Origin of the sequence: Sphingomonas floccifaciens (genome assembly GCF_042681125.1) — a bacterium.
In the GTDB taxonomy this organism is placed as follows: domain Bacteria; phylum Pseudomonadota; class Alphaproteobacteria; order Sphingomonadales; family Sphingomonadaceae; genus Sphingomonas; species Sphingomonas floccifaciens.
The window spans coordinates 19,163-31,817 of sequence record NZ_JBHUFC010000005.1; the positions used below are offsets into that span (position 1 = coordinate 19,163).

Genomic DNA, 12,655 nt, shown 5'->3' on the forward strand with positions numbered 1-12,655 from the left:
GGGTTCTGACACCTACAAACCCTTGGGAAAGCTAAGGTGCCCGTCCTGCGCTGCCTTGGACAGCACCTCCAACCGCTCGCCCGCCGTGACGATCGCCTTCGCCATCCGGCCCAACGTCTCGCTATAGTCGGGCTGCTCGGGCAGTTCGGCGCGCTCGGTCGCCAGCCGCTCCACCGCGCGCCGCAACAGCGCCAGCTCGCCCTCAACCCGCGCGAACGCCTCGGCCGCGGTTTCTCCGTCGTGCTCGTCCTCGTCCGCCATCCTACAGGCTCATCCCACGGTCGCGGTCGCGCCCGCCGATCTGCTGCGCCAGTTCCTGCCCGATCGACCGGCCGCGCTCCATTTTCAGCTCCAGCTCGGGGGCGCGCCTCGCCAGCGCGGATTCGAGCTGGGGATCGCGATGCAACCCGCCCGCCAGCTTCTCCATGCGGCCCCGCAACCGCTCCGCGCCCGCCTTGTCACCGGCCCGCTCCATGCCGGCACGGTCGCGCTGCATGGCCCGCCAGCTCTCCACGAACCTGCCGGCGCGAAGCTCGGGGTCGGTGCGCACCCTGGCTTCCTCGGCCATCGCGCGCGCCGCTCCCGCGGTATTGCCCGCCGCGGCCTGCTCGGTCAGCCTGGGATCGCGTGCGAGCGCAGAAGCGAGGTCGCGCGCCGCGTCCGGACGGGTGCTGTCCAGCGCCGCGCCGGCTTTCTCAAGCGCCTGGGCCTGATGGGGCAGCACCGGCAAGTCCTTGGCCCGCATCCGGCCTATATCGGCCGCGGCGCGCGCGTAGCGCTCGATCGCCTTGGCCTGTGAGGGCGCCAGCGGCCGATCGGCCCCGACGCGCTCCGGCGACGTCGCTTTCTCGGGCGTCGCGGCCGGCTTCGGCCGGAACCCGGCGAACATGCCCCGCGCCTTGTCGCGCACCTTCTCGACCACCTGCCGCGCGAGTTCCGGGAACCGGATCTCGCGCCGCTCGGCGAACGCGCGCGCCCGGTCCTGGTCGGTCGGCGCATAGTCGGCCGCCATGTCCTTGCCCCGGTCGCGCGACAGGGCGCGGACAAGCTGGCGCTGGTCGGCGAAGTCGTCGCGGCCATAATGGAGCTGCACCCCGTCGCGGTGCCGCGACAAGCCAACATAGGCGCTGTGCCGGTCCATGCCGGGGGTGGCGAGAACATGGGCGCGATCGACCGTCACGCCCTGCGATTTGTGGAACGTCGCCGCATAGCCGTGATCGACATGGGCATAGTCCTTCGCCTCGAACGCGACGCGCTGGCCCCCATCAAGCCGGACGGACACACCCTCGGGCGTCACCCGCTCGATGGTGCCGAGCGTGCCGTTCTTCACCCCTAGCGACCGCTCGTTCCGCAGGAACATCAAGCGGTCGCCCGCGGCGAAGTCGCGGGCTCCCCGCTCGGTCGCGAACGCCACGTCCTCACCTAAGTCGCCGGTCGCGCGAAGCCGGCCGCGGGCCTCCTCGTTCAGCTCGCGGACCTCGGCGTTGGTGTGGGTAAGAATGACGCGGGAGCGATCGGGCTCGGCCTGCCGCTGCCGGTCCCAGCCGTCCACCAGCTCGGCCCGCGCCTGCTCGCGCGTGTCGGCCGCCTGCACCATCCCATGCGCGTCATAGACGTGGATCGCCTCGCCTGTGCGGCCCGTGGCGAGCTGGCGCGTCGCCTCCTTCTGCCAGTCCTCGCGCTGCCGACGAACCTCGGCGATCTCGGCCGCGCCGTGGCGCTCGGTGATTGATCGGAACGCCGCGCCCGCCTCGATCGCCTGCAACTGCTCGGGATCACCAACGAGAACCACCTTTGCGCCTGCGTCGCGGGCATGGGACAGCACCCGCTCCATCTGGCGCGAGCCGATCATGCCGGCCTCGTCCACCACCAGCACGTCCCTGGGGCCTAGCTGCTCGCGCCCCTGCCCCCATGCGTGTTCAAGGCTGGCGATGGTGCGCGAGCTGATGCCGGACCCGCCCTCAAGGTTCTCGGCCGCGATGCCCGACAAGGCCCCGCCGCGCACGGTGTAACCCTGCCCCTCCCATGCCTCGCGCGCGACGCCCAGCATCGCCGATTTGCCGGTGCCGGCGTAGCCGACAACGGCCGCCAGCCCTTCCTTACCGGTGATATGGTCGAAGGCGTCGCGCTGTTCGGCCGAAAGGACAAGCCCCCTGCCCTCGGCCTTGGCCGTAGCGCGCTCGCGCTGCCGATCGGCGACACCATGCTCGGCGCGGCCCGCCAGCTCGTCGCCGGCGCGCTCAAGCCGGCCCTCCACCGCGATCATGTCGCGCGACGTGAACCTCTCCTGGTCGCGCCCGTCCTTGCCCAGCGCGACCAGCTCGGGGGACGCGCGCACGGCGCTCATCACCCGGTCGAACTGCTCCTTGCCGTCGCTGTGCCGGAACGCGAACACGGCAAGGTCACGGGTCGTGAACGTCGCCTGCTGCCGCGTGATGCCGTCCAGCGCGATCGACGCGTTAGCGACGATCTTCTCGCCGTTGTCGCGGGCAATCCGGGCGTGATCCTCGATCCGCTCGGCCTCAAGCCCCTGCCCCGGTCGGCGCGATGCCGCCGGGCCGATCTTGTGCTGCGGCTCCAGCTCGATGCCCTGCGCCTCGTAGGAGCGATGGTCGATGCGACCTTCCAGCCCCAGCTCGGCCATCCGCTCGTTGACGTGCGCGGCCCACGCCTCGCGCCACTCCTTCAGCAGCTCGGTGCTATTCCAGTCGCGAACCTTTTTGCCGAACCCGTCCGGCCCCACCTCGCGCATCGCCAGCATCACATGCGCGTGCGGTTTCGGGCTGCCGTCTTTCGCCTTGTCCCAATGCACGTTCAGGTCCGCGACCATCCCGCGCTTCACGAACTCGCGCTCCACGAAGTCACGCGCGAGCTGCACCCCTTGGCGTTCGCTCATCTCGCGCGGAATCGAGAACTCCACCTCGCGGGCAAGCTGCGCGTCCTTGCGCTTCTCCCCTGCCTCCACTTCGTTCCACAAGGCGGCGCGTTCGTTTAAACGCTCCGGCGCGCCCTCCGGCAACATCACCTCGGAGTGGATCACGCCCGCCTTGTTGCTGAAATCGTGATCGCGCCCCAACCGGTCGTCGTGCAGCTCGGACGCGGAACGATAGGCGGCGCTGGCGACCGCGCTCGAACCGTTCGCGCGGCTGATGACCTTGGCGGAAAAGTGATAGATCGCCATGACACTTGCGATACTGCCTTACTTAGCGCACGTCGGCAACGACGTATAAGCGCGCACTCACAATCCGCTGCGCTCCTCGTGATTGCCTGCCGCCCGCTTCACTTGTGGGTTGCCTGCTCCATCCGGTTTGCTAGGCTGCGGTGATCCTGACGCGGAAGGAGAAGGCACCATGCGAAAGGTGCGCGACTATGACGCGGAGTTGAAGGCGCTGGAGGAACGCGCGCGTGCGATCAAGGCGCGCCGCGTCGAACAGCTCGGCCAGCTCGTCACCGCGACAGGCGCCGATGCGCTCGACCTAGAAACGCTCGCCGGCGCGCTGCTCGACGCCGTCGCCATGAAGGATGCGGAAGCGAAGGAGGCGTGGCGTGCGAAGGGCGCCGCGTTCTTTCACCGGCGCTCGCGCAAAGCTGGTCGGACTGCTGGCGGCAACAGCGACAGCGCAGCGACGCAACCGGGCGCTGATCCAGCGTCTGGAAGCGGCGAGGCGTCGGGCTGATACGCGGCGCTGGGTCGTGCAACGCCGTGAGCGCACCCGCCACCTGATCGAGCTGGGCGGCCTCGTCCAGAAGGCCGGCCTGGTCGAACTCGCAGACGACGATCGCGCCACCCTTTACGGCGCCCTGCTCGAGCTGGCGGGCCGTGCGCGTGGCGATGATGCCGGCAACGTGCTGGCGCTGTGGAAACGGCGCGGCAAGCGGGCGTTCGACGCGGAAAGCGAAGCATCGGGAGCGTCGGGTCGCGACGCGGAGGCGGCATCGTGATGGAACACGTCGATATCGTCACGCTGGGGCTGCTGCTACTGGTGGCCTGCTTCGTGGCGATCGTCACCCGGCGCGTCGGCCTCCCCTACACAATCGGCCTTGTCGTGGCTGGAATCGCGCTCAGCCTTGCAGGCTATCGCAGCGGTCTCGTCCTCACCCCCGATCTGGTCTTCACGGTCCTGCTCCCACCGCTCGTCTTCGACGCGGCGCTGCATCTCAAATGGCAGCGCTTCCGCGAACGGGGGTCGCTGGTCCTGAGTCTCGCCTTTGTCGGCACGCTGCTGTCGGCGATGCTGGTCGCGAGCGGAATGCACTGGCTGGTCGGATGGAGCTGGCAGGCGTCGCTCCTGTTCGGCTCGCTTATCGCCGCGACCGATCCCGTGGCGATCATCGCCATGATGAAGGAACAGGATGCCGATCCCCGGCTGCGGTTCACGCTCGAAGCCGAAAGCCTGCTCAACGACGGTGCCGCCGCCGTTCTGTTCGGCCTGTGCGCTGCGGCCGTCGCGGGCGCGCCCACCGATGCGGTAACGGTCGCCCAATCGTTCGGGCTAACCGTGTTCGGCGGCATCACCTGCGGCCTGGCGGTTGCCTGGGGCCTGCTGCTGGTGGCCGGACGGTCCGACGATCATCTGGTGGAGCTGACCCTGACCGTACTGGCCGCCTACGGCTCGTTCCTGATCGCGGAAGAGCTGCACGTCTCGGGCGTGCTGGCGACGATGGCGGCAGGCATGTTGGTCGGAAATTACGGACGGGGACGCTTGCTTACCGAACGGGGTGGCGATGCACTGATCCGCTTCTGGGAGTTCGCTGCCTTCCTCGCCAACTCGGTCATCTTCCTACTGATCGGAAGCCGGGAGGCGGAACAGCCGCTGGTGGCCTTCCTGTTCCCGGCCGCGGTCGCCACCCTGCTGGTCCTGGCCGGTCGCGCCGCGGCGATCTATCCGATCGCCGCGCTGTTCGGGCGCACCCGCCAGGCGATCGATGGAATGACCCAGCATATCCTCTTCTGGGGTGGTCTGCGCGGCGCACTCGGGCTTGCGCTGGCCTTGGCGGTGCCTGCCGCCCTGCCCGAACGCGACGCGCTGGTCAGCGTCGCGTTCGCCGTCGTGGCCTTCTCGCTGTTCGTCCAGGGCGGCACCATGCCGTGGCTGCTGCGGCGGGCTAGGCGGAACCCTGATGCACCGGAGATACGGGGATGAGCGATTTCGATATCGAGGCAATCCGCGCGCAAATTCGCGCAATGGATTTCGTGCGCGGATCGCCGGCGGAAGTCGCCATGTGGCACGAGGACATGGCGAACTCCCGCGCCAACCTCGTAATCGAGAACATGATCCCGACGCCCAACGAGGATGCGTTTTTCGAGATGATGGTGGATGAGGGCGTGTCCCCTCCCCTCGTGTCGCAAATCCTGCTCCGGCTGCTCGATCATCCTGACGCCGATCGGTCCCTGCCGATCACGCCGATAGCAGCGCACTGATGCCCAGGCGGCGGATCGGCCCGCTGTTCGCGGTCTTCGTCGCCTTCGTGGTGCTGATGGCGAGCAACGCCTGGCTCAAGGGCATCTTCGGCTATGGCGAGATAGCGACCGACATTCCGTTCCTGCTGGCGGGCGCGGTCCTGTTCCTGGCCTGGCGGTTCAACCGGCGTGCCGCCGGCCAGCGTAACGAGCTGCTCGGCTCCGCCCGCTTCGGCGATCGGGCGGACGTGCGGAAACTCGAAGCCTCCGGGGATCTCCTGATCGGCCGCTCGGCGAAGTCGGGCAAGCTGCTCCGCTATGATGGCGCGGCGCATCTGCTGACGATGGCTCCGACGCGCTCGGGCAAGGGCGTCGGCACGATCATTCCGAACCTGCTGCTGCTCGATCGCTCGATCATCTGCGTCGATCCCAAGGGCGAGAACGCGCGCGTCACCGCCCGCGCGCGTTCCGCCAAGGGCAAGGTCTGGTGCCTCGATCCGTTCGGCGTCTCCGGCCAGCCTCCTGCCCGCTACAATCCGCTCGATCGGCTCGACCCTGCCAGCCTCGATCTTGCGGAGGACGCGAACACGCTCGCCGACGCGCTGGTGCATGATGCGCCGGGGCAGTCAGGCGAAGCGCATTGGAACGAGGAAGCCAAGGCACTCATCGCCGGGCTGGTCCTGCACACCGTCGTCCACGAGCCCGCCGATCGCCGCGTGCTTGCCGTCGTGCGCGACAAGCTGACGCTACCTCCTGCCCACTTCGCCGCGCTGCTGGCCGATATGCAGGACAGCGCCGGCGCCGGCGGTCTGATCGCACGCGCCGCCAATCGCCAGCTCGGCAAGTCCGACCGCGAAGCCGCCGGCGTGCTGTCCTCGGCCCAGCGCCACACCCATTTTCTTGACAGCCCGCGCATCGTCGCCAGCACCGCCGCGTCCGATTTCACCTTCGCCGGATTAAAGGAAACGACGGGCACGGTGTTCCTGGTGCTGCCGCCCGATCGGCTCGACACCTATGCGCGCTGGCTGCGCCTTCTCGTATCGCAGGCCGTCACCGACATGGCGCGCTCGCCGGCGAAGCCCGCGCGCCCGGTCCTGTTCCTGCTCGACGAGTTCGCCGCGCTCGGCCGCCTCGAACCGGTCGAGCGCGCGATGGGATTGATGGCCGGCTATGGGCTCCAGCTCTGGCCGATCCTCCAGGACATGCACCAGCTCAAGGCGATCTATGGTGAGCGAGCCGGCACCTTCATGTCCAACGCGGGCGTCATCCAGACGTTCGGGGTCAACGATCATGCCACCGCCGACATGCTCTCGCGCACAATCGGCGACACCACGATCGAATACGATACCGTCAGCACGTCGCGGGGCATTGGTTGGGGCGACAATCGCGCCGGCCCCTCGGAAAGCGTCAGCGCGCACGTCTCGACGCCCGACGAAATCATGCGGATGCGACCCGACCAGGTGCTGCTGCTGCGCCAAGGCGAACACCCGCTCGCGGTCGAGAAAATCCGCTACTACGACCAGCGCGAGTTCGCCGGCCTGTTCGATCCTGCCTGAACGGTCGGCGAAAGCACGAAATCCACACACCGCGGCTTGTTGCCCCCCCCCAAAAGACGAACCCGCCACGGGTAGCAGCCGCGGCGGGTTCGATGATCGCGATCGTAAAGTTGGGTGAAGCCGATATACCCGATCGAACCGGCGTTGGCGATAGCGCCGCTGGAAGGCGTTCACCGCTCTTAGGCTGCCTCCCTACCCTCAGCTTCTGATCGGCGCTCCACGGCCCGGAAAACAGGCCTCTGCGTCCGATTTGCCGGGCACCGTCGCCTAAGTTGAAGCGCCCCCGGTCGCGCTTGGCTTTCTCGGAAAGCCTGCGGCGCTTGCGCCGCCTTGGTGACGCCAAAGGCGGCACGCAACGAAGGCGTATCGGCCGGTAGGCCGATTCCGCATTGCCCCCTCTCTAATGATGCTCTGTGCAACGCTGGTGGGTGAAACCCCGATGTGGGGTTCGGCATGGCCTAAAGCGCGCACTATCGGGGTTTTGGCCCCTGTGTGGGTAGGTCGATTCGGTTATCCACAGCCCCGAGTCCTTAAGAAGAATCTCCTATGTAATAGGAGGTTTAAGACTCTTACGGAGTGACTTCCGCCTTATTAGACAATGACTTAACCGCCGTTTCAGGGGCCAAAACCCCGTGATTCGCGGGGCCAAAACCCCGTGATTCGCAGGGGCCATTCCCCCGATAGTTGGGCCGGGATCACTATCGGGGTTTTGGCCCCTGGCGTTCAGTCGGCCGGGAACCCCATTGGCGGGCGTGGCAGACGCTTGAACTGGAAGCCTGGATGATCGGTCGAGAGCTGGCATCGTTCGGTGAAGTTAAGAACCTCCTCACCTTCTGAGTTTCTTACCAGCTCTAGCCAGTAGCCGGGGAGCCGCTGCCGCTCGACTGCGCGCCGCAGCTCCTTGGCGAAGTCGGCCAGGCGCTGGGTGCTGCCGCTCTTGTGGTGGAGTTGCTTCATGGTGAAGGCCCAGCCCCCCGCCTGGTGCCCGCCATGCTTGCGCACGACGCGGTAAAGCCAACGCTCGATGCCGCCGGTCAGCTTGAAATAGGCACGGTCGATGCCGAGCACGAGGCGGTCGGTCAGCACGCCCTCGTAGAGCCAATCGGATATGGTGAACTCGACGCCAGTCGATCGCCCCAGGTCGTCGGTCGGTGCCGAGTAGCGCTCGATCCAGTGGAATCCCTCGGGCCGTTTCTTCTTGCCCTGCCGGATGTTGGTTCGGATCAGGGTGGCGCTCAGCCGTTCAAGTGCCTCAACGATGCGCCGATACTCGTCGCCCCCGGTTGGCCGGTCGATGCCGCGTAGCAGCTCATAGAGGGGAACGTGAAAGTGCGGCGTGGTCGGCTGCCCCGCCGCCTTCGCCGCCCGGAGCTGCGACACCGCCCATATCAGGATGTCGCAATCCCATATGGTCGCGATGCCGATCTCGGCCGGCGCCGTGACATTGACGGTGATGGTCGCGGTGCCGTTCTGCACCGAATAGTCGATCGGCTCGCTGCGACGCTGCTTGGAGAGGCTGAAAAACGGCCGCTCCATCATCTCCTGCTCGTCATGCGTCGGTATGTCACCGGGAAGCGTCACGAACAGATCGAGCTGGTCGAGCACGACGGGCTGATTGCCTCCTGCCCTGTTACCCTTCTTAGTCATGGAGGTTCCAAGGATCAGAGTTAGCGCCGAGCTCGGCCGCTCGGGACGTTCGCGGCGACCGCCTCCAGCGGCTCCAGCCCGCGGGCCTCAAGCAGCCGGTTCCATGCCTCATGTCCGAGCTTTTGCAGGCTGAGGCCGCTGTCGAGGCTGAGCTGGCGAAGCCGCTTGCGGTCGCGCGGGGTGACAAGCACGTTGATCGGCACGATCGTTGGCGCGGCGCTGTCGCGAACGGCGGGGACACCCTCGGTCGCGGGGATCGGGGCTGCGGTCGGCTCCTCGTCCAGCTCGCCCATCACGTCGGCGAGCGCGCGCCCGGTGCGCTTACTGCTCATGTCGTATCTCCTGAATCCAAGTCCAAACCTGACGCAGCTCCTCGGCCGCCTCCCGCGCGGCATGGCCGCGCATTTCGGTGACGCCCCTCCCCTCAAGCGATGCGTCCAGATAGACGGTGCGATCGGACAGGTGGGTCGGGCAAACCGGGACCGGGTAGCGCGACAAGGCTGCGCGCGCTGCGGTCGCCCGTGAATCGTTCTTGGCCGCATTGACGACGACGGCCGCGCGCCGATCGAGCCGGCGAAGTATCTTCAACGTCTCGCCCACCGCCTCCAAATCATCCGGGGATGGCCGCACCGGCACGATCACCAGGTCCGCGACGCGCGCCGCCTCGGCTTCGGGTTCCTCGACGGCGGGGCGCGTGTCGATGAACAGCGCGCCCTCGGGCTTGCGGCGAAGCCGCTTGGCCGCCTCGGTTAAGCTGGTGCCGTCCAGGTCGATCAGCTCGGGCCGCTCAAAGGCCGGTTCGATCTGGTCGCGGCGCGTCCACCATTTCGTTGTCGTGCGCTGCGGGTCGCGGTCGATGATAAGGCTAGGCTCCGTCTCGCCTGCGAGAACTGCGAGCTGACGGGCGAGGGTGCTCTTGCCCGCGCCGCCCTTCTGACTGACCAATGAGTAGATTTGCACCTTATGACCTTTGCACCCGTTGGACTGTGACACTATGAAGGTTCTTCGCTCATAAGGAAAGGCCCTTCATTCCTACCCCTCACCGTCGCTGTCGAGCGGACCATGCTGCATCGGCCCGTGCCCCTCGATCGGGCATAACGGCGCGCCGGCCGTCTCCAGCCATTTGCGCGCGGTCCTCACCGTATAGCCGCACGTCGCGCACTCGCATTTGAGCATCCGCGTCGCCTGCTTCTTGGGCCGCGTCGTCTCACCGCCGGTGTCGAGCCGAGCATGGGGGAGGGGGCCGGCTGCGGCGAGGATCGGCACGACTGTGGCGAGGAAAGCGTCGCCCGGCGTGGTGGCGCGCATCGGCCCGACCAGCCCGAGCCCGATCGCGACCCGTTTAAACGCCTTCCCGTGCCCGGCCGCGATCCCGACCGCGGCGTGGACCAGCTCGTGCGCGAGAATGGCCGCAATCTGCGCCGGCATTGCGTCGGGCGCGTGCGCCAGGTCCGGTCGGATGAATATCTCGAAATGGCCGTCGCCGCTGCACCGGTTATCCCAACACTCGCCGATCGCCTTGCCCTTCGCCCCTCTGCTGGTGAAGCCGATCGCGACGCGCACGCGGGAGGGGAGGGGAGCGCCTAGCCCTTCAAATAGGGGGGCCATGCCGACCGCCACCCGGTTCAGCCAGCTCTCGCGATTATCCTGCTCCATATCCTGCTCCCTTCAAATCGCCCTCGGGGCGATGGCCTCGGCCATCGGCCCTGCCTCGTGGCGAACAGCGGGGGGTGAGGGGGCAGCGGGAATCTGTCGGGGTGGTGCGGGCGCAGCGCAGCGAGCCACGGCCCGGCTGATTGCCGTTGCGGGGAGAGGGGGCGGCGCCCCACTTTCCCCTCGATCGAACCAACGTCGCCGGCGACGCCGGCGTCCTCCTGGGCGGCCTACCCGCCCGCGCGAGCGATCGTTGCCCGTTAGGGACGAGACGCCGACACGGCGGCTCGGTCGGAGCGTAGCGGAGATAGAGTGCGGCCCGGCACGGGCGCGCCTGCCCAATGCAACTATTCCCTAGCGCTTGGGTTTCTGATATGCAGGCTTATGCCTGTCGTGTTTCGCATCGGCGGCCTGCGGGTCGTGATCTGGCCCAACGATCACCGCCCGGCGCACGTCCATGTGAAGGGCGCGGAAGGGGAGGCGGTGTTCAACCTGAACTGCCCCGATGGTCCGCCCGAGTTGCGCGAGAGCTTCGGCTTCAAGCTCTCGGACGTGAACCGGATCGAAGCGGCGCTGGCGGCCGTGGTGCCGATGCTGTGCGAGGAATGGAGGACGATACATGGCGATTACTGAGCGCGAGCTGGAACAGGCCGAAGCGCGGATGGCAGAAACCCGCGCCGCGGGCCATGCCGTGTCCGCCCGCTACGATCGCCGGCGCTCGCGGGTGGTCGTGGCGCTCAACACCGGGGTCGAGCTGACATTCCCGACGCGGATCGCTGAGGGTCTTGCCGATGCTTCGCCCGATAACCTGGCCGAAATCGAGATCAGCCCGGCCGGGCTGGGGCTGCACTGGCCTAAGCTCGACGCGGACCTCTACGTGCCGGGGCTCCTGCAGGGCGTGTTCGGCTCGAAGCAATGGATGGCTCGCCAGCTCGGCGCACAAGGGGGCCGCTCACGCACGGCCGCCAAGGTCGCCGCTTCGCGCGAGAATGGCCGCAAGGGGGGGCGGCCGCGCAAGTTCGCGTCGGCCTGACCCACTTTTCTTCTCGCCTGTGACACTAATAAGGTTTTTAGGATATAAGGTGTGGTTTCCGCTTTCGTTCCGCCTTCGACTGATTCATAGAATCGTCATGCCGATCGCGCGCGAACACCGCTGGCTCTACCCGATCGACTGGCGCGAGCTATCCGCCTTCATCCGCTTCGACCGCGCGAAGGGACGCTGTGAGCATTGCCAACGCCCGCATGGCCGCGACGTGCTGCACCTAGGCGACGGCATCTGGTGGGACGAGGACGCGACACGTTGGCGGGACGGGCAGGGCAGGGGGGTTCGCCGCCTGCCGACGCCGGACGAGCTGGCAAGAACGCAACCGGGGCTTGCCGGCATCGAACCGCCTGCCCAACTGCGCGTCACGCGCGTCGTGCTCGCCAGCGCGCACCTGAACCATGATCCCGGCGACAACCGGCCGCGCAACCTCGCTGCGCTCTGTCAGCGCTGCCACATGCGCCATGACGCTGGCGAACATCGTCGGCGCCGCTGGCTCAACGCTTTCTGGTTACGCGCGATCGGCGACCTGTTCGCCTGACTGCCAGGCCGCAGGCCAGGCCCATAGGGGTTGGGTGGGTGGGACAAAAGACGCGGCCGTCGAATGTCGGCCTCATTCAGCCGATCGGGCCAACGAGCTGCGCCCGCCCGGTATGTGCCGGTAGAGCGTGGAAGGCTGCACCCCGAGCTGCTGCGCGACCTCCTCAACGGTGATGGTCGGGTCTGCGAGCATCGCCCTGGCGCGCTTGATCTCGGCCGGCCCCATCGCCGGCTTCCGCCCACCGCGCCGCCCCAGCGTCTTCGCCTGGGCAAGCCCGGCATGGGTGCGCTCCAACATCAATTCGCGCTCAAACTCGGCAACGGCCGCGAAGACGTGGAAGACAAGCCGCCCACCGGGGCTGGTCGTGTCGATCGCCTGGGTGAGCACGCGAAGGCCAATCTCGCGCTTGGCGAGATCTTCGGCCGTTTCCACGAGCTGCCGGACCGAGCGCGCCAGGCGGTCGAGCTTCCACACCGCCAACGTGTCGCCGGGGCGGAGATAGTCGAGCGCCGCCTTCAACTCGGGCCGGTCGCGCTGCGCGCCCGATGCCTTCTCCATGAACACGCGCTCGCATCCGGCCTGGCGAAGCGCCTCAAGCTGTAGGGCAGGGGACTGGTCGCGGGTGGACACGCGCGCATAGCCAACGATCACGGGCTTTCTCCGAAAACTCAGCTTGACCTAGCCCGATTTCGGAGATGGAAACAAGAAACTGTTTTGGGAGGCGGAAAGGTCGTTCGGCGAGCCGCTGTAAACGCTCGCGCTAAGTGGCGGCATTCTGATCGCGCTATTTGTCGGCGAGCGTCGCTACGCGGCTA

General features: G+C 67.5%; 15 protein-coding genes. 8 read left to right on the forward strand and 7 right to left on the reverse strand.

Annotation, left to right across the window (positions count from 1 at the left end):
* Nucleotides 1-12: 12 nt before the first annotated feature.
* Nucleotides 13-261, reverse strand: coding sequence for a hypothetical protein (locus ACFSC3_RS13440; protein WP_380940949.1), 249 nt, complete (start codon nucleotides 259-261; stop codon nucleotides 13-15).
* Between the two features lies 1 nt (nucleotide 262).
* A complete protein-coding gene (traA, locus tag ACFSC3_RS13445) occupies nucleotides 263-3,181 on the reverse strand; it encodes a Ti-type conjugative transfer relaxase TraA (protein ID WP_380940950.1) in 2,919 nt (972 codons plus the stop codon).
* A 169-nt stretch (nucleotides 3,182-3,350) separates the two neighbouring features.
* Here traA and ACFSC3_RS13450 point away from each other — a divergent pair, with 169 nt between their 5' ends.
* Genes ACFSC3_RS13450 through ACFSC3_RS13470 form a run of 5 tightly spaced genes read left to right on the forward strand, consistent with a single transcriptional unit; the run spans nucleotide 3,351 to nucleotide 6,957 of the window.
* On the forward strand, nucleotides 3,351-3,677 hold the full coding sequence (locus tag ACFSC3_RS13450) for a conjugal transfer protein TraD (protein ID WP_380940951.1): 327 nt from the start codon (nucleotides 3,351-3,353) through the stop codon (nucleotides 3,675-3,677).
* A 16-nt stretch (nucleotides 3,678-3,693) separates the two neighbouring features.
* Nucleotides 3,694-3,942: a conjugal transfer protein TraD gene (locus ACFSC3_RS13455; RefSeq protein ID WP_380940952.1), complete on the forward strand. Its 249-nt coding sequence runs from the start codon at nucleotides 3,694-3,696 to the stop codon at nucleotides 3,940-3,942.
* Nucleotides 3,942-5,144 (forward strand): cation:proton antiporter, encoded by a 1,203-nt coding sequence (locus tag ACFSC3_RS13460; protein WP_380940953.1) that lies wholly within the window; start codon nucleotides 3,942-3,944, stop codon nucleotides 5,142-5,144. Before ACFSC3_RS13455 ends, ACFSC3_RS13460 begins: the two co-directional genes overlap by 1 nt.
* Nucleotides 5,141-5,422, forward strand: a complete 282-nt coding sequence (locus ACFSC3_RS13465; RefSeq protein WP_380940954.1) for a hypothetical protein — start codon at nucleotides 5,141-5,143, stop codon at nucleotides 5,420-5,422. Before ACFSC3_RS13460 ends, ACFSC3_RS13465 begins: the two co-directional genes overlap by 4 nt.
* Complete coding sequence (locus ACFSC3_RS13470) at nucleotides 5,422-6,957, forward strand: type IV secretory system conjugative DNA transfer family protein (RefSeq protein WP_380940955.1); 1,536 nt, start codon at nucleotides 5,422-5,424, stop codon at nucleotides 6,955-6,957. Before ACFSC3_RS13465 ends, ACFSC3_RS13470 begins: the two co-directional genes overlap by 1 nt.
* Before the next feature lie 723 nt (nucleotides 6,958-7,680).
* Here ACFSC3_RS13470 and ACFSC3_RS13475 read toward each other — a convergent pair.
* The 4 genes from ACFSC3_RS13475 to ACFSC3_RS13490 all read right to left on the reverse strand — a co-directional run bounded on the left by ACFSC3_RS13475 (nucleotide 7,681) and on the right by ACFSC3_RS13490 (nucleotide 10,260).
* Nucleotides 7,681-8,604, reverse strand: a complete 924-nt coding sequence (locus ACFSC3_RS13475; RefSeq protein WP_380940956.1) for a replication initiator protein A — start codon at nucleotides 8,602-8,604, stop codon at nucleotides 7,681-7,683.
* A gap of 20 nt (nucleotides 8,605-8,624) precedes the next feature.
* Nucleotides 8,625-8,936, reverse strand: coding sequence for a hypothetical protein (locus ACFSC3_RS13480; protein ID WP_380940957.1), 312 nt, complete (start codon nucleotides 8,934-8,936; stop codon nucleotides 8,625-8,627).
* Nucleotides 8,926-9,564 carry a nucleotide-binding protein gene (locus ACFSC3_RS13485; protein WP_380940958.1) on the reverse strand — a complete coding sequence of 213 codons (639 nt, stop codon included), beginning with the start codon at nucleotides 9,562-9,564 and terminating at the stop codon, nucleotides 8,926-8,928. The genes ACFSC3_RS13480 and ACFSC3_RS13485 overlap by 11 nt, the downstream gene beginning before the upstream one ends.
* A 72-nt stretch (nucleotides 9,565-9,636) precedes the next feature.
* Nucleotides 9,637-10,260 carry a SprT family zinc-dependent metalloprotease gene (locus tag ACFSC3_RS13490; RefSeq protein ID WP_380940959.1) on the reverse strand — a complete coding sequence of 208 codons (624 nt, stop codon included), beginning with the start codon at nucleotides 10,258-10,260 and terminating at the stop codon, nucleotides 9,637-9,639.
* A 381-nt stretch (nucleotides 10,261-10,641) separates the two neighbouring features.
* Here ACFSC3_RS13490 and ACFSC3_RS13495 point away from each other — a divergent pair, with 381 nt between their 5' ends.
* The 3 genes from ACFSC3_RS13495 to ACFSC3_RS13505 all read left to right on the forward strand — a co-directional run bounded on the left by ACFSC3_RS13495 (nucleotide 10,642) and on the right by ACFSC3_RS13505 (nucleotide 11,840).
* Nucleotides 10,642-10,890 carry a DUF4160 domain-containing protein gene (locus ACFSC3_RS13495; RefSeq protein WP_380940960.1) on the forward strand — a complete coding sequence of 83 codons (249 nt, stop codon included), beginning with the start codon at nucleotides 10,642-10,644 and terminating at the stop codon, nucleotides 10,888-10,890.
* A complete protein-coding gene (locus ACFSC3_RS13500) occupies nucleotides 10,877-11,290 on the forward strand; it encodes a DUF2442 domain-containing protein (protein ID WP_380940961.1) in 414 nt (137 codons plus the stop codon). Before ACFSC3_RS13495 ends, ACFSC3_RS13500 begins: the two co-directional genes overlap by 14 nt.
* 97 nt (nucleotides 11,291-11,387) lie before the next feature.
* Nucleotides 11,388-11,840, forward strand: a complete 453-nt coding sequence (locus tag ACFSC3_RS13505; RefSeq protein WP_380940962.1) for a hypothetical protein — start codon at nucleotides 11,388-11,390, stop codon at nucleotides 11,838-11,840.
* A gap of 72 nt (nucleotides 11,841-11,912) precedes the next feature.
* Here the strand turns inward: ACFSC3_RS13505 and ACFSC3_RS13510 are convergent, their stop codons facing one another.
* Nucleotides 11,913-12,491 carry a recombinase family protein gene (locus ACFSC3_RS13510; protein WP_380940963.1) on the reverse strand — a complete coding sequence of 193 codons (579 nt, stop codon included), beginning with the start codon at nucleotides 12,489-12,491 and terminating at the stop codon, nucleotides 11,913-11,915.
* Nucleotides 12,492-12,655 lie beyond the last annotated feature (164 nt).